This is a genomic window from Ancylobacter mangrovi (assembly GCF_024752335.1).
Taxonomy (GTDB): domain Bacteria; phylum Pseudomonadota; class Alphaproteobacteria; order Rhizobiales; family Xanthobacteraceae; genus Ancylobacter; species Ancylobacter mangrovi.
Genome location: NZ_JANTHY010000002.1, coordinates 666,813 through 689,435, shown reverse-complemented (window position 1 = coordinate 689,435; position 22,623 = coordinate 666,813). Strand labels below are relative to the sequence as shown.

Annotated in this window: 21 protein-coding genes and 2 tRNA genes; 10 read left to right on the top strand and 13 right to left on the bottom strand. The window is 70.8% G+C overall.

The features are described 5' to 3' along the window. Nucleotides 1-78 precede the first annotated feature (78 nt). From NVS83_RS09055 to aguA, 4 genes are all read left to right on the top strand, one after another. Nucleotides 79-822: a DUF1223 domain-containing protein gene (locus NVS83_RS09055; protein WP_258739012.1), complete on the top strand. Its 744-nt coding sequence runs from the start codon at nucleotides 79-81 to the stop codon at nucleotides 820-822. Between the two features lie 447 nt (nucleotides 823-1,269). Further along, nucleotides 1,270-1,647 carry a DUF2794 domain-containing protein gene (locus NVS83_RS09050; protein WP_374114543.1) on the top strand — a complete coding sequence of 126 codons (378 nt, stop codon included), beginning with the start codon at nucleotides 1,270-1,272 and terminating at the stop codon, nucleotides 1,645-1,647. A gap of 92 nt (nucleotides 1,648-1,739) precedes the next feature. Continuing rightward, nucleotides 1,740-2,630 carry an N-carbamoylputrescine amidase gene (gene aguB, locus NVS83_RS09045; protein WP_258739011.1) on the top strand — a complete coding sequence of 297 codons (891 nt, stop codon included), beginning with the start codon at nucleotides 1,740-1,742 and terminating at the stop codon, nucleotides 2,628-2,630. Nucleotides 2,631-2,694: 64 nt separating this feature from the next. Beyond that, nucleotides 2,695-3,786: an agmatine deiminase gene (gene aguA / locus NVS83_RS09040; RefSeq protein ID WP_258739010.1), complete on the top strand. Its 1,092-nt coding sequence runs from the start codon at nucleotides 2,695-2,697 to the stop codon at nucleotides 3,784-3,786. 87 nt (nucleotides 3,787-3,873) lie between these two features. On the opposite strand, the gene NVS83_RS09035 is transcribed toward aguA, so the two are convergent. From NVS83_RS09035 to htpX, 5 genes are all read right to left on the bottom strand, one after another. Continuing rightward, nucleotides 3,874-3,960: transfer RNA gene (locus tag NVS83_RS09035), tRNA-Leu, on the bottom strand. Between the two features lie 58 nt (nucleotides 3,961-4,018). Continuing rightward, nucleotides 4,019-4,981, bottom strand: coding sequence for a LysR substrate-binding domain-containing protein (locus NVS83_RS09030; RefSeq protein ID WP_258739009.1), 963 nt, complete (start codon nucleotides 4,979-4,981; stop codon nucleotides 4,019-4,021). Between the two features lie 106 nt (nucleotides 4,982-5,087). Then, nucleotides 5,088-6,545, bottom strand: coding sequence for an AMP nucleosidase (locus NVS83_RS09025; protein ID WP_258732195.1), 1,458 nt, complete (start codon nucleotides 6,543-6,545; stop codon nucleotides 5,088-5,090). A gap of 161 nt (nucleotides 6,546-6,706) precedes the next feature. Next, nucleotides 6,707-6,782 (bottom strand) — tRNA-Thr (locus NVS83_RS09020). Between the two features lie 110 nt (nucleotides 6,783-6,892). Next, on the bottom strand, nucleotides 6,893-7,906 hold the full coding sequence (gene htpX / locus NVS83_RS09015) for a zinc metalloprotease HtpX (protein WP_258739008.1): 1,014 nt from the start codon (nucleotides 7,904-7,906) through the stop codon (nucleotides 6,893-6,895). Between the two features lie 244 nt (nucleotides 7,907-8,150). On the opposite strand from htpX, the gene NVS83_RS09010 reads away from it, so the two are divergent. After that, nucleotides 8,151-8,366, top strand: coding sequence for a DUF1674 domain-containing protein (locus tag NVS83_RS09010; RefSeq protein ID WP_258739131.1), 216 nt, complete (start codon nucleotides 8,151-8,153; stop codon nucleotides 8,364-8,366). A 19-nt stretch (nucleotides 8,367-8,385) separates the two neighbouring features. Here the strand turns inward: NVS83_RS09010 and arfB are convergent, their stop codons facing one another. The 3 genes from arfB to NVS83_RS08995 form a co-directional block, all read right to left on the bottom strand. Beyond that, nucleotides 8,386-8,811 (bottom strand): alternative ribosome rescue aminoacyl-tRNA hydrolase ArfB, encoded by a 426-nt coding sequence (gene arfB / locus NVS83_RS09005; RefSeq protein WP_258732192.1) that lies wholly within the window; start codon nucleotides 8,809-8,811, stop codon nucleotides 8,386-8,388. A 116-nt stretch (nucleotides 8,812-8,927) separates the two neighbouring features. Next, a complete protein-coding gene (locus tag NVS83_RS09000; protein ID WP_258739007.1) occupies nucleotides 8,928-9,413 on the bottom strand; it encodes a cyclic nucleotide-binding domain-containing protein in 486 nt (161 codons plus the stop codon). 60 nt (nucleotides 9,414-9,473) lie between these two features. Continuing rightward, nucleotides 9,474-10,160, bottom strand: a complete 687-nt coding sequence (locus NVS83_RS08995; RefSeq protein WP_258732190.1) for a response regulator transcription factor — start codon at nucleotides 10,158-10,160, stop codon at nucleotides 9,474-9,476. 173 nt (nucleotides 10,161-10,333) lie between these two features. Between NVS83_RS08995 and NVS83_RS08990 the strand changes: the two genes are divergently transcribed. Further along, on the top strand, nucleotides 10,334-10,915 hold the full coding sequence (locus NVS83_RS08990) for a L,D-transpeptidase family protein (protein WP_258739006.1): 582 nt from the start codon (nucleotides 10,334-10,336) through the stop codon (nucleotides 10,913-10,915). A 28-nt stretch (nucleotides 10,916-10,943) separates the two neighbouring features. On the opposite strand, the gene NVS83_RS08985 is transcribed toward NVS83_RS08990, so the two are convergent. Then, on the bottom strand, nucleotides 10,944-11,627 hold the full coding sequence (locus tag NVS83_RS08985) for a YggS family pyridoxal phosphate-dependent enzyme (protein ID WP_258739005.1): 684 nt from the start codon (nucleotides 11,625-11,627) through the stop codon (nucleotides 10,944-10,946). 160 nt (nucleotides 11,628-11,787) lie between these two features. Between NVS83_RS08985 and NVS83_RS08980 the strand changes: the two genes are divergently transcribed. From NVS83_RS08980 to holA, 4 genes are all read left to right on the top strand, one after another. Next, nucleotides 11,788-13,575, top strand: a complete 1,788-nt coding sequence (locus NVS83_RS08980; RefSeq protein ID WP_258739004.1) for a sensor domain-containing diguanylate cyclase — start codon at nucleotides 11,788-11,790, stop codon at nucleotides 13,573-13,575. Nucleotides 13,576-13,660: 85 nt separating this feature from the next. Then, nucleotides 13,661-16,270 carry a leucine--tRNA ligase gene (leuS, locus tag NVS83_RS08975; RefSeq protein ID WP_258739130.1) on the top strand — a complete coding sequence of 870 codons (2,610 nt, stop codon included), beginning with the start codon at nucleotides 13,661-13,663 and terminating at the stop codon, nucleotides 16,268-16,270. Beyond that, entirely contained in the window at nucleotides 16,257-17,000 is a 744-nt protein-coding gene (locus tag NVS83_RS08970) for a hypothetical protein (RefSeq protein WP_258739003.1), read from the top strand. Before leuS ends, NVS83_RS08970 begins: the two co-directional genes overlap by 14 nt. Before the next feature lie 7 nt (nucleotides 17,001-17,007). Beyond that, the gene (gene holA / locus NVS83_RS08965) at nucleotides 17,008-18,033 is read left to right on the top strand and encodes a DNA polymerase III subunit delta (RefSeq protein ID WP_258739002.1); all 1,026 of its coding nucleotides are present in this window, start codon (nucleotides 17,008-17,010) and stop codon (nucleotides 18,031-18,033) included. Nucleotides 18,034-18,066: 33 nt separating this feature from the next. On the opposite strand, the gene NVS83_RS08960 is transcribed toward holA, so the two are convergent. The 4 genes from NVS83_RS08960 to mnmG are packed head-to-tail and all read right to left on the bottom strand — an operon-like array spanning nucleotide 18,067 to nucleotide 22,459. Then, nucleotides 18,067-18,978 carry a ParB/RepB/Spo0J family partition protein gene (locus NVS83_RS08960; protein WP_258739001.1) on the bottom strand — a complete coding sequence of 304 codons (912 nt, stop codon included), beginning with the start codon at nucleotides 18,976-18,978 and terminating at the stop codon, nucleotides 18,067-18,069. Between the two features lie 11 nt (nucleotides 18,979-18,989). Further along, on the bottom strand, nucleotides 18,990-19,862 hold the full coding sequence (locus NVS83_RS08955) for a ParA family protein (protein ID WP_309486179.1): 873 nt from the start codon (nucleotides 19,860-19,862) through the stop codon (nucleotides 18,990-18,992). A gap of 30 nt (nucleotides 19,863-19,892) precedes the next feature. Next, nucleotides 19,893-20,546: a 16S rRNA (guanine(527)-N(7))-methyltransferase RsmG gene (gene rsmG / locus NVS83_RS08950; RefSeq protein ID WP_258739000.1), complete on the bottom strand. Its 654-nt coding sequence runs from the start codon at nucleotides 20,544-20,546 to the stop codon at nucleotides 19,893-19,895. A 56-nt stretch (nucleotides 20,547-20,602) separates the two neighbouring features. Further along, nucleotides 20,603-22,459, bottom strand: a complete 1,857-nt coding sequence (gene mnmG, locus NVS83_RS08945) for a tRNA uridine-5-carboxymethylaminomethyl(34) synthesis enzyme MnmG (protein ID WP_258738999.1) — start codon at nucleotides 22,457-22,459, stop codon at nucleotides 20,603-20,605. Nucleotides 22,460-22,623 lie beyond the last annotated feature (164 nt).

Sequence of the window (22,623 nt, the reverse complement as noted above, 5' to 3'; positions counted from 1 at the left end):
CGGCCGTCGGGCGAACATCGGGCGGAACGCGGGCTCGCCCGAGCCTCCTCGAATCCACCCGCCCTTGCGCGCCTCGCCGTGGCCGGCGGCCTGCTGCTGTCGGCGCTGGTTGCCGCCCCGCAAGCCCGCGCCGGCGATGCCGACGACGTCGCGCACGCCATTCCCTCGCCGCGCGCGGTGGTCGAGCTCTTCACCAGCCAGGGCTGTTCCTCCTGCCCGCCGGCCGACAAGTTGCTCGGCGAGCTCTCCGAGCAGCCCAACGTCATCGCCCTGACCATGGCGGTGGACTATTGGGACTATCTCGGCTGGAAGGACACGCTCGCCAAGCACGGCCACTCGCTGCGCCAGAAGGCCTATGCCCGGCTGCGCGGCGACGGCAAGATGTTCACCCCGCAGGCGGTGGTGAACGGCACCGCCATGACCATCGGCTCCGACCGCCCGGCGCTCGAGCACGTCGTCGATTCGATCGCCGCGCCGACGGTGCCGGTCTCGGTCGAGGCGCGCGACGGCGGGCGCATCCATGTCGTCGTCGGCGACGGGCCGTCGACCGCGATGCCCGGCGAGGTCTGGCTTTGCCCGGTCGCCAGCCGGATGACGGTCGAGATCGGCCGCGGCGAGAATGAGGGCTCGCGCATCACCTATCACAACGTGGTGCGCGGCTGGACCAAGCTCGGCGACTGGGATGGCCGCAAGGTCAGCTTCGACACCACGGTCGGCGCCCAGCCCGGCCAGCAGGCCGATTCGGTCGCGATTCTCGTCCAGTCCGGCAGCTTCGCCGAGCCGGGCAAGATCGTCGGCGCGGCGCTGCAGCCCCTGCACTGAGATCGCGGCCCGCGAGGGACAAGGAACGGCGGCCCTCGGTCCGTCGCTCGTTGCGTTGTAACAGCCAAAGAAAAAGGGCCGGTGAAGCACCGGCCCTGAAGAGCAATTCGGGGATTGAACCTGAGATAACGTCGGGCCGATCCACTGACGCCGCGGGGGGCTGGGGGGCTGGGAAACCGATGCGCTTCGCGAACCGGCCCGACGCTATGATGAGAAGATCGCCCGCGGGATGGGCGCGCCCAAGGCCGAATTCGGGCGAGCCTGTGATTTCGGCTAACGAGCCCGTGAACGCCGCCGGCGCCCGGATACCAGCGCTTTCCGGGCGCATTCGCCCGCCCGGCAGCACCTGTCGCAGCGTCCCTCGCGCCGCCCCCGCGGACACGCTGCGGCGAGCGGGGGCGAAAGTGACTTGAAGCCGGCGCCCGCCGGGCCGATCATGACGAAGCGATGAACCACAGTGGGAGGACGCGTGTGGCGGATACCGACCCCATAGCCTTGCCGGCGGCCGCACCGGCTGCCGGCCGCGTCGATCTCGTCACCTTCGACCGGCGGGAACTCGACCGGATCCTCGATCTCTACGGCCGCATGGTGGCGCTCGGCGAATGGCGCGACTACGCCATCGACTTCACCAGGGACCGCGCCGTCTTCTCCATCTTCCGACGAGCCACCGAGGTCCCGATCTACCGGATCGAGAAGGACCCGCGCCTCGCCCGCCGCCAGGGCGCCTACACGGTGGTGTCGCAGACTGGACTCATCCTGAAGCGCGGCCATGAGCTCCGGCGTGTGATCGCGGTGCTCGAGAAGCCACTGCGCGCGGTGAACTGACTCGCGCCGTCAACTGATTCGTGCGGTGAACTGAGTCGCGCGGGGCCGCGCGCCAGCCCAGCCCATTGAAGGCCCCCCATCGGAGACCCCCTATGCGTGCCCTCACCGTTGCCGCCACCCAGATGCGCTGCGACTGGGACATCGACGGCAATTGCGACCGCGCCGAGGCGCTGGTCCGGGAGGCGGCCGGGCGCGGCGCCCGCCTGATCCTGCTGCAGGAGCTGTTCGAGACCCCCTATTTCTGCCAGGACCAGCTCTACGACTTCCTCGAGCTCGCCGCCCCGTTCGAGGGCAACCGGCTGATCGCGCGCTTCTCCCGCCTCGCGCGCGAGCTCGGCGTGGTGCTGCCGGTCAGCTTCTTTGAGCGCGCCGGGCAGGCGACCTTCAACTCCATCGCGATCGTCGACGCCGACGGCGCCGTGCTGGGCCTCTACCGCAAGAGCCACATACCCGACGGGCCGGGCTACACGGAGAAGTTCTACTTCTCGCCCGGCGACACCGGCTTCCGGGTCTGGGACACCGCGGTCGGGCGCATCGGCGTCGGCATCTGCTGGGACCAGTGGTTCCCCGAATGCGCCCGCGCCATGGCCCTGCTCGGCGCCGAGGTGCTGCTCTATCCCACCGCCATCGGCTCGGAGCCGCACGACGCCACGCTCGATTCCTCCGCCCACTGGCAGCGGGTGATGCAGGGCCATGCGGGCGCCAACCTCACCCCGCTCATCGCCTCCAACCGGGTGGGCACCGAGCCCGGCCGGGCGGGCACCTCGATCACCTTCTACGGCTCGTCCTTCATCGCCGACCCGACCGGCGCCAAGGTCGCCGAGGCCGGGCGGGAGGAGGAGGGCGTGCTCACCGCCACCTTCGACCTCGACGCCATCGCCCATCAGCGCCGCTCCTGGGGCGTGTTCCGCGACCGCCGGCCGGAGCTCTACGCGCCGCTGCTGTCGCTGGACGGGCAGGCGCCGACCCGCCCGCTCCGCTGAGTTCGCCGCCGATTCCGCTGCCTCGCCTTTCCTGAAGCCGAGTTCCCGTACCGAGAGCGCCCAGATGGCCGAGACGCTGACCAGCCTGCCCGCCGCCGACGGCTTCCGCATGCCCGCGGAATGGGAGCCCCATGCCGGCTGCTGGATGATCTGGCCGGAGCGGCTGGACAACTGGCGCGAGGGCGCCGGCCCCGCGCAGGCCGCCTTCGCTGAGGTCGCTGCCGCCATCGCCCGCTTCGAGCCGCTCACCATGATGGTCTCGGCCCGGCAGTGGCGGCGCGCGCGCGACATGCTGCCGGCCTCGGTGCGCCTCGTCGAGACCTCGAGCGACGATGCCTGGTGCCGCGATTCCGGCGCCACCTTCGTCACCGATGCCCAGGGCCGCCTGCGCGGCGTCGACTGGATGTTCAACGCCTGGGGTGGCCTCTACGCGCCCTCCGACCAGGACGAACTGATCGCCGCCAAGATGCTGGAGGTCGAGCGCGCCCCGCGCTACGTCGCCCCGCTGGTGCTGGAGGGCGGCTCGATCCATGTCGACGGCGAAGGCACGGTGCTGACCACCGAGGAGTGCCTGCTCAACCCGAACCGCAACCCGGACCTCTCGCGCGAGGAGATCGAGCAGCACCTCATGGACCATCTCGGCGCCTCGCGGGTCATCTGGCTCGGCGCCGGCCTCGTCGACGACGAGACCTCCGGCCATATCGACAACCTCGCCTGCTTCGTGCGCCCTGGCGTGGTGGCGCTGACCTGGTGCGAGGACCCCGCCGACCCGCAGCACGCCATCTCGCGCGACGCCTTCGAGCGGCTGAGCCGCGCCACCGACGCCCGCGGCCGGCCGATCGAGGTGGTCCGGCTGCCGCTGCCCGGCCCGCTCTACCGCACGGCGGGCGAGGCGATCGCCGACGCGCCGGTGGGCAACAGCTACCAGCGCCACGCGCAGGAGCGGCTCGGCGCCTCCTACGTCAATTTCTACATCGGCAACGGATTCGTGCTGATGCCGCTGCTCGACCCCGCGCATGACGAGGAGGCCCGCGCCATCCTCGCCCGGCTGTTCCCGGACCGCGAAGTGGTCGGCGTGCCGACGCGCGAGGTGCTGCTCGGCGGCGGCAACATCCACTGCATCACCCAGCAGCAGCCCGCCGGCCGCCCCGGCTAGGCCGGCCGTTCAAGGGTCTTCTGCGACGCGGGTTCGCTGCGCTGAAGGGATAACCCGGTGCCCGGGGAAGTGCGCCGCCGCGGCGCCTGGTGCGGGTGGTCGGACTCGAACCGACACTCTGTCACCAGAAACGGATTTTGAGTCCGTCGCGTCTACCAGTTCCGCCACACCCGCCTGCATGCCTGCACATGGCCCGATTCGGCGCGCCGCGGCGGCCGAACAGGCGAGGCTCCTATACGATACCTGAGCGGCGAGCGCCATCGGCTACCGGCCCCGGCGCCACCGGCCGCACCGCGCGCGAGAACGGCGCCGGCGCGGCGAGCTCCGCCCCGTTCCGCGACGCCGACAGGCTTTCGGTGAGGAAGGACAGCAGCGGGCGCACGAGGCCCGCCCCGTCGCCCTCGTCGCCGATCACGACGATCTCGGTCATCGGCAGCGGCGGCCAGTCGTCGGAGGGCTCCAGCACCTGCATGCCCTCCTGCACGAAGGAGCGGCCGAGCACGGTGACGCCGAGCCCGCCCTCCACCGCCGCATGGACGCCCATCAGGCTGGAGGCGGTGCAGGCCGCGAACCAGTCGCGCCGGGCGCCGTCGAGCGCGCGCACCATCACCTCGCGATAGGTGCAGGGCGGGCATAGCAGCACCAGCGGCACCGGCCCTTCCGGGTCGGCCACGAAGCCGGACGCCGCCATCCACACCAGCGGCTCGCGCCAGATCACCCGCCCGCGCTGGGCGCGCCCGTCGCGCTTGGCGATCACGACGTCGAGCGCGCCGGCGTCGTAGGCCTCCAGCAACTCGCAGCTCAGTCCCGTCCTCAGTTCGAGCTGGACCTGCGGGTAGAGCCGCGCGAACCGCGCCAGCAGCGCGGGGAGCTGGCGCGGGATGAAGTCCTCCGCCACGCCGAGCCGCAGGCTGCCGAACGGTGCGGGCTCGAGCAGGCTGCGCACGGTGGCGTCGTTGAGCTCGATGATGCGCCGCGCCGAAACCAGGAACGCCTCGCCGTCACGGGTGAGGTGCAGCGAGCGGCTGGTGCGCTCGAACAGGCGCCGGCCCAGCATCTCCTCGAGCCGCAATATCTTCTGGCTCACCGCCGATTGCGAGCGGCCCACCGCCCCGGCGGCGGCGGTGAAGCCGCCGGCCTCCGCCACCGCGACGAAGGCGCGCACGAGGTCGATCTCGAGGTCCGGATAGCGCATGCGCCCCTCCATCGATCGGAAGTTCGGATCAATGGCCGAGGATCTATGCGCGATACGCATCGACGGCAAGCGCCGGACAGCCCTTGCCCCGCGCGCGGCGCGCTTTCTAGCGGAACGGCGGCTCGTCGAAGGAGCGCAGCTTGCGCGAATGGATCGCAGTTCCGGCCTCGCGCAGCCGGTCGAGCGCGGCAAGGCCGATCCTGAGATGCTCGCTCACTGCCCGCTCGTAGAAGGCGTTGGCCGCGCCGGGCAGCTTGATCTCTCCATGCAGCGGCTTGTCGGAGACGCACAGCAGCGTGCCGTAGGGCACCCGCAGCCGGTAGCCCTGCGCGGCGACGGTGCCCGATTCCATGTCGACCGCGATGGCGCGCGAAAGGTTGATGCGGCGGCGCTCCTTGGCCCAGCGCAGCTCCCAGTTCCGGTCGTCCTGCGTCACCACCGTTCCGGTGCGCAGGCGCTGCTTCAGCAGGTCGCCCGCCTCGCCCGTGACCTCGGCCGCCGCCTGCTGCAGCGCCACCTGCACCTCGGCGAGGGCGGGAATGGGAATGTCGGGCGGCACCAGCTCGTCGAGGATGCCGTCCTGCCGCAGATAGGCGTGGGCGAGCACATAATCGCCGATCACCTGCGTCTGCCGCAGCCCGCCGCAATGGCCGACCATCAGCCAGCAATGCGGGCGCAGCACCGCGAGGTGGTCGGTGATGGTCTTGGCGTTGGAAGGCCCGACGCCGATATTCACCAGCGTCACGCCCGCCCCGCCGGGGCGCACCAGATGGTAGGCCGGCATCTGGTAGCGGTGCCACAGCGCCGACATGACCCGCTCCGCCGCGCCGGCGTCGATATTGGCGCGGTCGATCCGCACCCCGCCCGGCGCCACCAGCGCCTCGGCAGTGCCGGCCTCGATCTCGGCAAGGCCTAGCCGCACGAACTGGTCGACATAGCGGTGATAGTTGGTGAGCAGGATCCAGGGCTGGAAGGCGCGCCAGTCGGTCCCGGTATAGTGGACGAGCCGGCGCAGCGAGAAGTCGACCCGCACCGCGTCGAACAGCGACAGCGGGCGCGGCTCGCCCTCCACCAGCTCGAAGGTGCCGTCGGCGATCTCGTCGCCCACCAGCGACAGCAGCGGCGTCGGGAAATGCCGCGCGAGCTGCGAGGCGGTGACCTTGCCGCGCCCGAGCTCGTCGCCGCCCTCGAGCGCGTAGGGGTAGGGGATCTCCTCCACCCCGATCCCGGTCTCGATCCGCGCGCCATATTCCTCCACCAGCGGCCGAAGCTGCTCGATGAGATAGCTGCGGAAGGCGGCCGGCTGGGTCACCGTGGTCTGGTAGACGCCCGGCGCGGCGAACTTGGCATAGCCGCGCTTGGTGCGGTTCTCCGGCGTGGCGCCGGGCGCGTAGCTGACGCGCAGCAGCGGGTAGCGGTAGCGCGCCCGCTCGCGCGTGTCCGGCGCCTGCCCGGTCTCGAAGAAGCGGTCGAGGTCATGGCGCAGCGCGTCGCGCGCGGCGCTGTAGAGCCTCTCCAGCCGGTCGATGGCGGCCTCGGGGGTCGCTGCGGTTTCGAAGGTCATCGGATCGGTCGCCTCCCCACCCGCTGCTAGCGCGCTTCACGCGGCACGGGAAGAGGGCACACGCAACGCATGTGCCGCAAGGGCGTCGTGCCGGTACGGCAGAGGTTTCGGCCCGGGCCAAAGCCGGGTCCGTCGCGACGATGGATTGTCAAAGAGGGAAATGGTGCCGCTTGCGTGACTCGAACACGCGACCCTCGCATTACGAATGCGATGCTCTACCAACTGAGCTAAAGCGGCACGCGGCGCTTCTGATAACCGCGAAGGCCAAAGAGTTCAAGCGCCGAGCAGGGCCGCGTGACGCCGCCCCCTTCCTACGGGCAGGTCGATAGCGCGCGGCTGGCGGCGGCTCAGCCCCACGGGCCGCGCCGCGGGCGCTCCTGTGCGGAGGGGCGGGCGGGCGTGTCCCACGGCCCGGCGGCGGGCGGGCTCGCGGTGCGCCGGCCCCAGGGGTCGCCCGGGCGATCCTCGGCGCGCGGCGCGGGGCGGCCGGCCCAGCCGGCGGCAGGGGCGGCGCCGCCCATCTGCCGCGCCAGCTCCTGCAGCGCGGCGATGCGGTTCTCGGTCGCGGGATGGGTCGAGAACAGGCTGTCCATGCGCTGGCCGGACAGCGGGTTGATGATGAACATGTGCGCGGTCGCCGGGTTGTGCTCGGCCGCCATGTTGGGGATGCGGTGGGCGGCATTGGCGATCTTCGCCAGCGCCGAGGCGAGCCAGAGCGGCTGGCCGCAGATCGCGGCGCCCTCGCGGTCGGCCTCGTATTCGCGCGAGCGCGAGATCGCCATCTGCACGACCATCGCCGCCAGCGGGGCGAGCACCATCATGGCGATGGTGCCGATCACGCCGAACGGGTTGTTGTTGTTGCGGTTGCCGCCGAAGAACAGCGCGAAGTTGGCGAGCATCGAGATCGCGCCCGCCAGCGTCGCGGTGATGGTCATGGTCAGCGTGTCGTAATGCTTGATGTGCGCCAGCTCGTGCGCCATCACGCCGGCGATCTCCTCGCGCGACAGCGAACCGACGAGCCCCGTGGTCGCCGCCACCGCCGCGTTCTGCGGGTTGCGGCCGGTGGCGAAGGCGTTGGGCTGCGGGTTGTCGATCAGGTAGACGCGCGGCATGGGCAGGTCGGCACGCGCCGCCAGCTCGGCGATCAGCGCATGGAATTCCGGCGCGCTCGCCTGGTCGACCTCGCGGGCGCCGTACATGGACAGCACCATGCGGTCGGAATTCCAGTAGCTGAAGATGTTCATGCCGCCGGCGAACAGCAGCGCGATCACCATGCCGTTCTGGCCGCCGATCAGGAAGCCGACGCCCATGAACAGGGCCGTCATGCCGGCCAGCAGGATCGCCGTGCGGAAATAGTTCATCTCGTCCTCGTCAGCGCCGCCTCCCGCGCGCCGGCGGATGCGGCGCCGGCGACGGCTCGTGAAAATAGGATGGGAAGCGCGACGGGCCGGCGCAAGATCGCGCGATCATGGCTTTTACGTAAGGAAAGCCGGGGCGGGCAGGGGCGGGCAGGGGCGGGCCCGCCTTGACGCGCCGGGCGCTCCGATGTTTCCAATGGCGGCCATGGACGAGAGCGAGACGGACAGGGGCGCGAAAGCCCCGGCGATGGCCCGGACGACGGGCCCGGCGGATGCGAATACGGATGCAGGCGCGCCGCGCCGCGCCCTCACCCCCGCCGCCGAGCGCGCGCTCGCGGAGGCTGCCGCCCGGCGCGCCGCCAGCCATCCGGCCGAGGCACCGAAGGAGATTGACGGGCGCGACGGCCCCGAGCCGGTGCGCTATGGCGACTGGGAAGTGAAAGGCATCGCCTCGGACTTCTGAGCCCGACACGAGGGCTCCCTCAGTCCTCTCCCGCCGGCCGCTCGCGCCGCAGCGCCTTGACGCCCGAGCGCCGCGCCTTGCCTTCCAGCCGCCGCATCTTGGAGCCGAGCGTGGGGCGGGTCGGGCGCCGCACCACCGGCGCCACCGCCGCCTCGCGCACCATCTCGACCAGCCGCTCCAGCGCGTCCTCGCGGTTGCGCTCCTGGGTGCGGTAGCGCTGGGCGACGATCACGATCACGCCCTCATTGGTCAGCCGCCGCCCGGCGATGCGCTCGAGCCGCGCCTTCACCGCCGCCGGCAGGGTCTGCGAGCCGCGCACGTCGAAGCGCAGCCGCACCGCGCTCGAGACCTTGTTGACGTTCTGCCCGCCCGGCCCGGAGGCGCGCACGAAGCTCTCCTCGATCTCGTTCTCGTCGAGCCAGAGGCGGGGAGTGACCGGGATCATGGCGAGCGGAGCGTGGTTCGGCGTGGAAGAGGGCGCGCGCCAGGGGCGGCAGGGACAGGCCCGAGGGTAGAGGGTTTCACCGGCCGCGTGAACGGGCGACGGCCGCGCCCGCCCGTCTAGCGGCGCGGCCGGGTGTCGAGCGCCTCGATCTTCGCGCGCACCACATCGAGCTCGCCCAGCGTGTCGCGCACCCGCCCGCTCAGCTCGCGGCCGATCCGCACCGCGGCGTCGGGATAGCCCTCGATGGTGCGCAGGAAGAACACGCGCGGGATGCGGATGACGACCGATTCCTCGATCGCCGTCGCGGTGGCGGGGCGCTTGGTCTCGGTGATCAGCGCCATCTCGCCCAGCAGCGAGCCCGGCCCGGCCTCCGCCTTCTGCCCGGGCCGGCGGGCGAGCGCGGGGTCCTCGCGGGTCAGGCGCAGGCGCCCCTTGGCCACCACATAGGCGGCCTCGGCGAACTGGCCCTCGCGGAACAGGATCTCGCCTTCCGCCAGCGGCCTTGTGTCCGAACTGATGGCAAGGACCCGCAGCACGTCCTTTCCCAGCAGCCGCAGCAGCGGCACCCGGTCGAGCAGTGCGATATCGTCCTCAATGGACATCAGTCGGCGAACTCTTCGGCCTCACAGCGGAATCTCGGCGGACCGGGCGCATGCGTCCGGTCAGGGGAGCAGCTTGTAGCCGCCGGCTTCTGTCGCGAGCAGGTTGGGATGCGAGGGGTCTTTCTCGATCTTCTGCCGCAGACGGTAGATGTGCGTTTCCAGCGTGTGGGTGGTCACGCCGGAGTTGTAGCCCCAGACCTCCTGCAGGAGGATTTCCCGCGCCACCGGCTTCTTACCGGCACGGTAAAGATAGCGCAGGATCGCGGTTTCCTTCTCGGTCAGGCGGATCTTGGAGTTGCGGTCGGTCACCAGCATCTTGGCGCCGGGCCGGAAGGTGTAGGGTCCGATGGTGAAGACCGCGTCCTCGCTCGCCTCGTGCGAGCGCATCTGGGCGCGGATGCGCGCCAGCAGCACGGCGAAGCGGAACGGCTTGACCACGTAGTCATTGGCGCCCGCCTCCAGCCCCATGATGGTGTCGCTGTCGGTGTCGTGGCCGGTCAGCATGATGACCGGCGCCTTGAAGCCGCCCTCGCGCATCTTGCGCACCGCCTCGCGCCCGTCCATGTCGGGCAGGCCGACATCCATCAGCACCAGGTCGATGCGGCTGTCGTCGACCGCGCTCATCGCGGCCTGGGCGGAATCGACGGCGACGACCTCGAACTCGTCATAGAGCGAGAGCTGCTCGACCAGCGCCTCGCGCAGCTCATTGTCGTCGTCGACCACCAGGACCCGCTGTGCATTCGCCATGTCCGCTCTCCCGAACCTCTTGTTCGCGCCACGCCGCACGTTCACTCTCGCGCGGCGCTGGATGGATTGCCGTGGGCCACCCGACTAGGCAGGCCGGGCGCGTTCGGCAAGAGTCGGCAGCCCGCGGTGCAGGACACGAGCGGGTTCGTGACGTGATCGTGAACGGAAAACGCGTGAAGAAGAAGGCCCTTCGCGGTCCTAACCGTACGAAATCCCCCACGAAACGCGCCCGGAGCCTGTCCGGGCTGCGCGTCGTCGCCCTTCCGGGCCGACAAACGCGCGGCCTCGTGCTCACGGAAGGTCACCCCATACCAGTCGCGCTCGGCGCGGGGGGAATCAGGTGCGACAAGCGCGAGGGCGACGGCGCGACGCCGGCGGGGCTGTGGCACCCGCGCGAGTTGCGCTTCCGCGGCGATCACCTCCGCCAGCGGCCGCGCAGCCTCCTCCCCATCCATCGGACCCGGCCGGAAGACGGCTGGTGCGACGATCCTGAAGACGGGCGCTACAACCGGCCGGTGCGCCTTCCCTTCGCGCCCTCGCACGAGCGGATGTGGCGCGCCGACGGGCTCTACGACCTCGTAATCGTGCTTGACCACAACACCCGCCCGCGCCAGGCACGGCGCGGATCGGCGGTGTTCCTGCATCTCGCCCGCGAGGGCTTCGCGCCGACCGCCGGTTGCGTCGCCTTCCGGCGGGCGGACCTGCTGCGCCTGCTGGCGCGCCTGTCGCCGCGCACGCGCATCCGCGTCGGCTGACGTCGATGGAGTTGGATTCGGGGCCGGCCTAGCGTCCGCCGAAGATCGCGCTGCCCACCCGCACATAGGTGGCGCCGAGGCCGATCGCGGTCTCGAAATCGCTGCTCATGCCCATGGAAAGCGTCGACAGCCCGTTGCGCCGCGCGATGGTCGTGAGCAGCGCGAAATGCGGCGCTGCCGGCTCGTCCGCCGGCGGGATGCACATCAGCCCCTCGACGGCGAGGCCGTGGGTGTCGCGGCAGGCGGCGATGAAGGCGTCGGCCTCCTCGGGCGCGACCCCGGCCTTCTGCGGCTCCTCGCCGGTATTCACCTGCACCAGCAGGCGCGGCGCGGGACGGGCTTCCGGCCGGGCCAGCTCCTTGGCGAGGGCGGCGGCGAGCGAAGGCCGGTCGAGCGTGTGGATGACGTCGAACAGCGCCAGCGCCTCGCGCACCTTGTTGGTCTGCAGCGGGCCGATCAGGTGCAGCTCGATGTCGGGATGCGCGGCACGCAGGGCCGGCCATTTGCCCTTGGCCTCCTGCACCCGGTTCTCGCCGAACAGGCGCTGACCGGCCTCGATCGCGGGCGCGATGTGGGCCGCCTCGAAGGTCTTGGAGACGGCGACGAGGTGGACCTCGTCCGGCGCGCGCCCGGCGTCGCGGCAGGCACGCTCGATGCGGGCCCGCACCTCGGCGAGGCGGTGGACCACGGGGCTGTCCTGCTCCACTGTCATGCTGATCTCCGGCCGGCGACGCGCCCGCAATGCGAGGTGACGGGGCCATTGTCAAGGAAAGCGGCTTGAAACGCGCGGTTCTTGCTGTATCTCACTTCTTGGCGTTCGTGCCGCAACGATAACTCCCTGCAATGGCAGATACGCCGACCCGGGATTGGCCGTGACCGAGGACAACCAGCCGGGTGCCGATGGCGTCGACCGCCTGCGGCGCCGGCAGGGCGAGGTAAAGCCCTCGCGCACCGTCAGCCTCCGCCTGCGGCTCGGCTTCCTCGCCGCGCTGGCGATGACGCTGGTGATTGCCGAACGAACGGTGAGCATCGTCCGCCTCGAACGCAGCGACCTCGCCGCTGCCGAGCGCCACGTGTTCGAGGTGACCGAGCGCGGCGTTTCCCAGTACCAGAACGCCCTGGTCTCGATCCGCACCATGCTGGCGACCCTCGCCTCCGACAGCCAGATGACGCCGGAGGACGCGTTCAGTTTCTCGCCGGGCACCGACCCGCAGGCCCCGCCACCCGATCCCGGCCTCACGCCCAGCACACCGGAGATCTGCTCGCGTCTCGGCCGCGTGCTGGAGGTGGTGCCGGTGGCGGATTCGCTCGCCGTCACCGCCGCCAACGGCATCGTGCGCTGCGGCACCTCGCCGAACGCCGAGGGCCTCGACCTGTCCGGGCGCGACTATTTCCGCATCGCCATGCGCGGCATCCCCTCGATCGACACGGTGGCACGCTCCTTCGTCACCGGGCTGCCCAGCGTCTATGCCGCCCAGCCGCTGGTGGCGCCGGGCGGCCGGGTCGCCGGCGTGCTGGTGGCGCGGGTCAATATCCGCGAGCTGTTCCCGCTCGAGATCGCCAGCGAGCTTGGCCCCGGCGCCGAGATGATGATCGTCGACCCGGCGGGCCGGGTCATGATCACCTATCCCGAGGACCCGACGCTGATCGGCCGCGAGATGGGGCAGAAGGCCTTCGTCGCCCCCTCGCTTAGCCGCACCAGCGGCACCGTCACCGCCCAGGGCCCGGATGGCGTGCGCCGCATCTACGGTTACAGCCGCCTGCCCTCGACCAACATGCACCTGCTGGTGGGCGTCGACGAGCGCACCATCCTGACGCCGATCGAACGCGCCACCTTCCAGGCCGGCATGACGCTGCTGCTGGCGAGCTGCATCATCTTCCTCGGCCTGTGGATCGCCGGCGAGCGGCTGATCGTGGCGCCGGTGCGCGCGCTCGCCAACCGGCTGGTGCGCTTCGGCCGCGGCGAGGCGATCGAGACCGAGCGGGCACCGACCCTGATCACCGAGATCCAGCCGCTGGCGGTCGCCTTCGAATCCATGACCGAGGAGCTGACCCGGCGCGAGAACGCGCTGCGCAGCGCCAACCGGCGCCTCAGCTCGCTCGCCAGCCTCGACCCGCTGACCGGCATCGCCAACCGGCGCAGCTTCGACGCGGTGGCGGCGCTGCAATGGGGCACCGCCTCGCAGATCGCCATGCTGATCCTCGACATCGACCACTTCAAGAAGTTCAACGACCGCTACGGCCACAAGGAAGGCGACGACTGCATCCGCCGGCTTGCGCAGGCCCTGGCCTCGACCGTGCGCGGCACCGACATCGTCGCGCGCATCGGCGGCGAGGAGTTCGCGGTGCTCATGCCCGGCGCCACGATCGAGGCCGCGTGCGACGTCGCCGAGCGGCTGCGCGCCGCGGTCGAGAAGCTCGCCATCCCCCATGACGGCCTGCCGGCCGGCTTCGTCTCGATCAGCGTCGGGTGCGCCGCCTGCCGGCCCGAGCCGGAGATCACGCTGTCCGACCTGTTCGTCGCCGCCGACCGGGCGCTCTACGAGGCCAAGGCGGCGGGCCGCAACGCGGTGCGCTGCGCCCCCTCGGTGCGCCACGAGCCCGACCCGGAAGCGGCCATCGTCTCCTCCTCGGACCGCGGAACGTCAGCCGACGGTTGACCGGGCGCCGGACTTCGTGCCTAGTCCCGCGCCATCCGATGACATCCTGACCAGGCCTAGACGACATCCGCCCATGAACCCGCCGATGAGCACCGAGCGCTACAACGCACGCGAGGCCGAGCCCCGCTGGCAGAAGATCTGGGACGAGCGCGGCATCTATCGCACCCGCAACGACGATCCCCGCCCGAAATACTACGTGCTCGAGATGTTCCCCTATCCGTCCGGGCGCATCCATATCGGCCACGGCCGCAACTACGTCATGGGCGACGTGGTGGCGCGCTTCAAGCGGATGAAGGGCTTCAACGTCCTGCACCCGATGGGCTGGGACGCCTTCGGCCTGCCGGCCGAGAACGCCGCCATCGAGCGCAAGACCCATCCGCGCGAATGGACCTACGAGAACATCGCCACCATGCGCGAGCAGCTCAAGCTGCTCGGCCTGTCGCTCGACTGGTCGCGCGAGATCGCGACCTGCGACGTCGACTATTACGGCGAGCAGCAGCGCATCTTCCTCGACTTCTTCAAGGGCGGCTTCGTCTATCGCCGCGAGAGCGAGGTGAACTGGGACCCGGTCGACAACACCGTGCTCGCCAACGAGCAGGTGATCGACGGGCGCGGCTGGCGCTCGGGCGCGCTGGTCGAGCGGCGCAAGCTCGCCCAGTGGTTCTTCCGCATCTCCGACGCCTCGGACGAATTGCTCGCCGGCCTCGACACGCTGGAGCGCTGGCCCGAGAAGGTGCGCCTGATGCAGCGCAACTGGATCGGCCGCTCCGAGGGGCTGCATGTGCGCTTCGCGCTGGAGAGCCCGGCGCCCGAGCTGCCACAGGAAATCAAGGTCTACACCACCCGGCCGGACACGCTGTTCGGCGCCTCCTTCCTCGCGCTCTCGCCGGGCCATCCGCTGACCGAGACGCTTGCCGCGGCCGATCCGGCGCTGAAGGCCTTCGTCGAGGAATGCCGGCGCGGCGGCACCTCCACCGCGGAGATCGAGACCCAGGAGAAGATGGGCTACGACACCGGCCTCAAGGTGGTGCACCCGCTCGGCGGGCCGCACCTGCCGGTCTATGTCGCCAACTTCGTGCTGATGGAATACGGCACCGGCGCCATCTTCGGATGCCCGGCGCACGACCAGCGCGACTACGACTTCGCCAGCAAATACGGCCTGCCGATCACCCCGGTGGTGCTGCCGCCCGACGCCGACCCGGCGAGCTTCGAGCTCGACGGCGGCCCCTATGAGGGCGACGGCACGCTGTTCCACTCCGGTTTCCTCAACGGCATGTCGGTGCCCGAGGCCAAGGAGGCGGTCGCCGCGCGGCTGGAAGGCGAGCTGCTCGGTAATTCCGCCGTCGGCGAGCGCGCGGTGAACTACCGCCTGCGCGACTGGGGCATCTCGCGCCAGCGCTACTGGGGCTGCCCGATCCCGATCATCCATTGCGACGCCTGTGGCCCGGTCCCGGTGCCGCAGGACCAGCTCCCGGTGCGGCTGCCCGACGACGTCAGCTTCGACCAGCCCGGCAACCCGCTCGACCACCACCCGACGTGGAAGCACGTGACCTGCCCGCATTGCGGCGGGCCGGCGCGACGCGAGACCGACACCATGGACACCTTCGTGGATTCGTCCTGGTACTTCGCCCGCTTCGCCTCCGAGCCCGGCACCGCGCCGCTGCAAAAGGCGGCGGCCGACCACTGGCTGCCGGTCGACCAGTATATCGGCGGCATCGAGCACGCGATCCTGCACCTGCTCTATTCGCGCTTCTTCATCCGCACGCTGAAGAAGCTCGGCCGGGTCTCGATCGAGGAGCCGTTCGCCGGCCTCTTCACGCAGGGCATGATCGTCCACGAGACCTACAAGGACACGGCCGGCAAGTGGCTGTTCCCGGAGGAGGTGGAGAAGCGCTCTGACGGCACCGCGGTCAAGGTCGGCACCGGCGAGCCGGTGACGGTCGGCGCGCCGGAGAAGATGTCGAAGTCCAAGCGCAACGTGGTGCCGCCCGAGATCGTCGCCGACACCTACGGCGTCGACTGCGCCCGCTGGTTCATGCTGGCCGACACGCCTCCCGAGCGCGACAGCGAATGGACCAGCGCCGGCATCGAGGGCGCCTGGCGCTTCGTGCAGCGGATCTGGCGCCTGGTCGGCGACGCCACCGTGCTGGCGCCCGCCGATATGCCGATGCCGGATCGTTTCGGTGACGAACCGACGGCCCTGCGACGCGCCTCGCACCGGCTCGCGGCCCAGGTCGCGGACGATGTCGAGCGGTTGCGCTTCAACGTCGCCGTCGCCCGGGTGCACAGCTTCGCCAACCAGTTCGGCGATGCCATCGGCGCCGCGCGCAAGGCCGGCGTGACGCCCGACTGGGCGTTCGCCCTGCGCGAGGCCGCCGCCTTCCTCGTCGCCGTGGTCGCGCCGATGGTGCCTCATCTGGCCGAGGAATGCTGGGCGGGGATCGGCGGCGCCGGCCTCGCAGCCGAGGCCGGCTGGCCCGAGATCGACCCCGCGCTGCTGATGGAGGACACCGTTACGCTGCCGATTCAGATCAACGGCAAGCGTCGCGGCGAGATCACCGTGCCGAAGGAAGCCAGCCCCGGCGAGGTCGAAAAGGCGGTGCTCGCGCTCGAGCTGGTGTCGCAGGCACTCGACGGGCGTGCGCCGAAGCGTATCATCGTGGTTCCGCAGAGGATCGTGAATGTCGTCGCCTGATTCGTCCCGCCGGACCGCTCGCCCGTCGACCCTCGGCCTGTCGACTTTCGGCTCGTCGACCCACCCTGCGCCGGTGCGCCGCGCATTGGGCTCCCGCCTGCTCGGCATCGCGGGCGCGGGGCTGCTCGCCCTGTCGACCGCCGGCTGCTTCCAGCCGATGTACGCGCAGAAGCCGGACGAGCAGGGCCCCTCGATGCAGCAGCAGCTCAGCGACATCGAGATCGTGTTCTCCGCCGGGCGCATCGGCAACGAGGTGCGCAACGACCTGATCTTCGCGCTCACCGGCGGTGCCGGTAATCCGTCCGGCACGCCCTATCGCCTCGAGATGCGCGCCACCGACAACACCACCGCGGCCATCGTCGATTCCGTGTCGGGCCTTCCCGAGGTCGAGCTGGTCTCGGTGCAGGCGCTCTGGCGCCTGGTCGACAACACCGACCCGAAGAAGCCGGTCACGCTGACCTCGAACATGGCCTTCGGCAAGGCGTCGGTGGACAGCGGTTACCAGCGTTTCGCCCGCGAGCGCGCCATTCGCGACGCACAGAACCGCGCCTCCCAGGTGGTGGCCGACACCATCAAGATGCAGCTCGCTTCCTATTTCGCCACCAAGCGCGCCAATGGCGGCAAGGAGCCCGGCAGCCAGGCGGCCGGCGCCCCGGCATCCGGCATTCCGGCCACCGGCGGGCAGACGCTCGGCACGGGTACGCCCGTCGGCGGCGCGCCCAAGAGCTGACCTTCCCATGGTTGCCGTCCGGCCCGGCGACGTCGAGGCGACGCTCTCGCGCATCGACCCGCTCCGGCCGGTGGTCCTGCTCTACGGCCCCGATACCGGTCTGGTGCGCGAGCGCGCGAGCGCCTATCTCGCCCGCGCCGGCCAGGGCACCAGCGACCCGTTCGGCACGATCCGCCTCGACGGCGACGAGATCGCCGGCGACCCGGGCCGGCTGGCCGACGAGGCCGGCACGGTGGCGCTGTTCGGCGGCCGGCGGGTGGTCTCGGTGCGTGCCGGCAGCCGTAACATCGTCCCCGCTGTCGAGGCGCTGCTCGCCGTGCCGATCGAAGACGCCGTCGTCGTCATCGAGGCCGGCGACCTCAAGCGCGGCACCGGCCTGCGGGCGCTGTGCGAATCCTCCCCGCGCGCCCTCGCCATCGCCTGCTACGCCGACACCGACCGCGATCTCGGCCGGCTGGTCGACACCATGACCGCCGAGGCCGGCATTCCGATCGAGCGCAACGCGCGGGCCGAGCTGATGGGCCTGCTCGGCGGCGACCGCCTCGCCTCGCGCGGCGAGATCGCCAAGCTGCTGCTCTACGCCGCCGGCGAGCCGCGCATCACCGCCGAGCATGTGCGCGCCATCGTCGGCGACGCCTCGAGCCTCGCCATCGACGAGGTGTCCGACGCCGCGCTCGCCGGCATGCCGTCCGAGATGTCGGGCGCCTTCGCCAAGGCCATCCATGAGGGGATGCGGCCCGACGTGCTGCTCGGCGCAGTGTGCCGGACGGTGCAGGGCCTGCACATGATGCGGCTCGGCATCGAGGCGGGCGGCAGCGTGGAGCGGGCCATCGACGGCGCGAGACCGGCCATCCATTTCCGCCGCAAGCCCTTGATCGAAAAGGCGCTTCGGAGCTGGAACAGCGAGCGGCTGAAAGCGGTTCTGCTGGCGCTCGACGACGCCTTGCTGGCGGCCCGCCGCAATGCCGCGCTGGGCCCGGCCATCGCCGAGCGCGCCCTGCTTCAGATCGCCGGCGCCGCCCGCCGCGGCTGACGCCCGCGCCCGGGTGCAGGCGCGCTCACGCGCTCAGCTTCCCGCGAGGCGCCGGCAGACCTCGTCGAGCTGATCGAGCGAGGAATAGCGGATGCGCACCTCGCCGGCCTCGCCGTCATGGCGCAGCGTCACCTGCAGGCCGAGCGCATCGGAGAGCCGGCGCTGCAGCGCCGCCGTGTCGGCGTCGAGCGCGGCGGCCGCCTTCGGCTTGCGCGGCGGCTTGCCGGCCGCTTCCGCCCGGGCGACGTTCAGCTCCTGCGCCAGCGCCTCGATCGCGCGGACATTCATGCCCTGCTCGACGATCACCCGCGCCAGCTGCTCGGGGTCGTCCTGGGTCAGCAGCGCGCGCGCATGGCCGGCCGAAAGCCGCCCGTCGGAGACATAGGCCTTCACCGATTCCGGCAGCTTGAGGAGGCGCATCGTGTTCGCGACATGGCTGCGGCTCTTGCCGATCACCCGCGCCAGGTCGTTCTGCGAATAGCCGAACTGGTCCGACAGCGACTGGTAGCCAGCCGCCTCCTCCAGCGGGTTGAGGTCGGCGCGCTGCACGTTCTCGATGATCGCGATCTCGAGCGCCTCGCGGTCATCGACCTCGACCACCACGATCGGCACCTCGTGCAGGCCGGCGCGCTGCGAGGCCCGCCAGCGCCGCTCGCCGGCAACGATCTCGAAGGCGTCGCGCTGGCCCGGCACCGCCCGCACCACGATCGGCTGGATGATGCCGCGCTCGCGGATCGAGCCGGCGAGATCGTCCAGATCCTCCTCGGCGAAGCTGCGGCGCGGGTTGCGCGGGTTGGCCCGCAGGAAGGCGAGCGGCACCCGACGCTGGCCGCCGGCCGGGCGCGCGGGCGCCCCGCCGAGGTCGCTCATCTCGCCCATATCGCCGATCAGGGCCGCGAGACCGCGACCGAGCCGCGAACGTCCGCCGTCATCCGCCATGGCCATTGACGCCTCCCTCAGACCGCCGCCGCGCTGCGCAGGGTGCGCTCGCGCTGAATTATTTCGGATGCGAGACGAAGATAGGCCTGCGATCCGACGCATTTGAGATCGTAGAGCAGCACCGGCTTGCCGTAGGACGGCGCCTCCGACACCCGGACATTGCGCGGGATGATGGTCTCGTAGACCTTGTCGCCCATGAACTGGCGCACATCATCCACCACCTGCGACGACAGATTGTTCCGCGCGTCGAACATGGTGAGCACGATGCCGTGGATCGACAGACCGGGATTGAGCGTCGTGCGCACCTGGTCGACCGTCTTGAGAAGTTGCGACAGCCCCTCCAGCGCGAAGAACTCGCACTGCAGCGGCACCAGGATCGCGTTCGCCGCCGCCATCGAGTTGACGGTGATGAGGTTGAGCGAGGGCGGGCAGTCGATCAACACGTAGCTATAGGGAAAATCGTTCCCATCCCGAAACGACGTGTCGCCGTTCAGCCGCGCGATGGCGTCGCGCAGGCGAAACGCGCGGTCGCGCGCGGTGGCGAGCTCCAGCTCCAGCCCGGACAGATCCATGGTCGAGGGCACGATGTGCAGGCGCGGCACCGCGGTTTCCAGCACCGCGTCGCGCAGCTCGACCTCACCCACCAGCACGTCATAGGTCGAGATCCGGCGGGCGCGCCGGTCGATGCCGAGGCCGGTCGAGGCGTTGCCCTGCGGGTCGAGGTCGACCACCAGCACCGTCTCGCCGATGGCCGCGAGCGCTGTGCCGAGATTGATCGCCGTCGTCGTCTTGCCGACACCGCCCTTCTGGTTGGCGAGGGCCAGCACGCGCGGCATGCGCCGCCCTGCGCCTTCCGGCGCGAGGGGGACAAGCGGAGCCTGCTCACTCATCGTTTCGACCCTTTCACCTGCCCGGCGGCATCACGTGGCCGGCGCCAATGGGGCGGCGGATGTCACGATCAGGATCCGGCCGCTGCGGTCCGTCACGCTGGGCGCGATCCTTGATGCGATTCTCCAAGATTTAGCTGAATCGGTCAATTCGTTATCAACATCTTGTCCCTTCAGAAACAGCCCCGTGGCGCCTTGGGCGAGGAAGGGATGGGCGAGTTCGAGGAGCCGGACGAGCGGGGCGAGCGCCCGCGCCGACACCACCTCGACCCCCGGCGCCAGCTGGGCAGCGACACGCTCGATCCGCGCCGGCACCACCGTCGCCGGCAGCTCGGCGATCCGCGCCGCCTCGCGCAGGAATGCCGCCTTCCGGCTGTCGCTCTCGACCAGCGTCACATCCGCCCCCGGCCGCTCGCCCAGCATCGCCGCCACGACCAGCCCGGGAAAGCCGCCGCCCGAGCCGAGGTCGACCCAACGCCGGGCCTCGCCGGCGAGCGGCACGAGCTGGAGCGAATCCGCCACATGGCGCATCCACACATCCGGCAGGCTCGCCGGCGCGACGAGATTGATGGTGCGCTGCCATTTCTGCAGCAGCGTGACGATGGCGTCGAGCCGCTCCGCTGTTTCACGTGAAACAGGTACCAGCTCCAGGGCCCGGTCCCGGCCGGCCGAATCGCTCTTGCTCATGCGCCATATTCGCCCCGAACGGCCCGGCTGCGCTACTGCCCGCGCGACGCGCGCGCCTACCGCGCCTTGCGCGCCTGCGCCGCCAGCAGGGCGAGCGCGGCCGGCGTCATGCCGTCGATGCGGCTCGCCTGACCAATGGTACGGGGCCGAATCGATTGAAGCTTGGCCTTGATCTCGTTGGAGATGCCGGCCAGCACGGAATAGTCCACCTCCGGCAGTGCCGCCGCCTCGTTGCGCCGGAACGACAGGATGTCGGCTTCCTGCCGGTCGAGATAAACCGCGTATTTGGCGTCGATTTCCACCTGCTCGCCGATCCGCGGATCTTCGCCCGCCGCCTCCGGCCAGATGCGGCAGATGTCGGTCCAGCCGACATGCGGGTAGGACAGAAGGTCGAACGCCGTCCGCCGCTGGCCGTCGCGGTTCAGCGCCAGCCCGTGCCGCTCGCCCTCGCCCGGCGTCAGCGAGACGGAGCGGCTCCACTCACGCACCCGCGCCAGCGCCGCACTCTTCATCCCGAACTGCGCCCGCCGCTCGCCCGCGATCAGCCCTAGCGCCTCGCCGCGCGCGGTCAGCCGCTGGTCGGCATTGTCGGCCCGCAGCGACAGGCGGTACTCGGCGCGCGAGGTGAACATGCGGTAGGGCTCGCTGACGCCGCGGGTGACGAGGTCGTCGATCATTACCCCGATATAGGCCTCGGCCCGGTCGAAGGTGACGCCCTCCTCCCCGCCCGCGCGGCGCGCCGCGTTCAGCCCGGCGACCAGACCCTGCGCGCCCGCTTCCTCATAGCCCGTGGTGCCGTTGATCTGCCCCGCCAGGAAAAGCCCGCGCAGGCGCCGCAGCTCCAGCGTCGGCTCCAGCTCGCGCGGGTCGACATGGTCGTACTCGATCGCGTAGCCGGGCCGGCTCATCACCACCCGCTCGAGCCCGGGAATGGTGGCGAGCAGCGCCGCCTGCACCTCCTCGGGCAGCGAGGTGGAGATGCCGTTCGGATAGACCGTCGGGTCGTCGAGCCCCTCCGGCTCCAGGAAGATCTGGTGCCCCTCGCGCTCGCCGAAGCGCACGATCTTGTCCTCGATCGAGGGGCAGTAGCGCGGGCCGACGCTGTGGATGTTCCCCGAATACATCGCCGAGCGGGCGATGTTGGCGCGGATCACCTCATGCGTCGCCGGCGTGGTGCGGGTGATGCCGCAGGCGATCTGCTCGATGGTGATGCGCTCCGTCAGGGTCGAGAACGGTTCCGGCGGCGAATCGCCCGGCTGCATCTCCAGCGATGCCCAGTCGATGGTCCGCCCGTCGAGCCGCGGCGGCGTGCCGGTCTTCAGCCGGCCGAGCGTCAGGCCGAGCCGCACCAGCGAGGTGGAGAGCCCGCGCGCCGGCGCCTCCCCCATCCGCCCGGCCGGAAGCTGCCGGTCTCCGATATGGATCAGCCCGTTGAGAAAGGTGCCGGTGGTGATGACGACCGCGCCGGCGCTCAGACTGCGCCCGTCGGCGAGCCGCAGGCCCGCGACGCGCCCGTCGGCAACGATCAACTCGTCCGCCTCGCCCTCGACGATGGAAAGGTTCGCCTGCGAATCGATCGCCTGCTGCATCGCCTGTGCATAGAGGCGACGGTCGGCCTGCGCCCTCGGCCCCCGCACCGCCGGTCCCTTGCGCCGGTTGAGTACGCGGAACTGGATTCCGCCCGCGTCGGCAACCCGCCCCATCAGCCCGTCCAGCGCATCGATCTCCCGCACCAGGTGGCCCTTGCCGAGCCCGCCGATGGCCGGGTTGCAGGACATGGCGCCGATCGTGTCGCGCCGATGGGTGACCAGCGCCGTCGACGCGCCGAGCCGCGCCGCCGCAGCGGCGGCCTCGGTCCCCGCATGCCCGCCGCCGATCACGACGACATCGAATTTCAGTTCATCGACTGCCATGGCGTCACTCGTCACGGGCGCGCGCCCGCAAATAAATCGCCGCTGTTGAGCCCTGTCCGCCGGCCGGCGTCAAGCCTCACGAGGAGACGCAGCCGGAGGCGCACGTCCTCACACGTGATTCACGTGAAACATTCCGGGCGCGAATCGCTCTTTGCGCCGCCGCT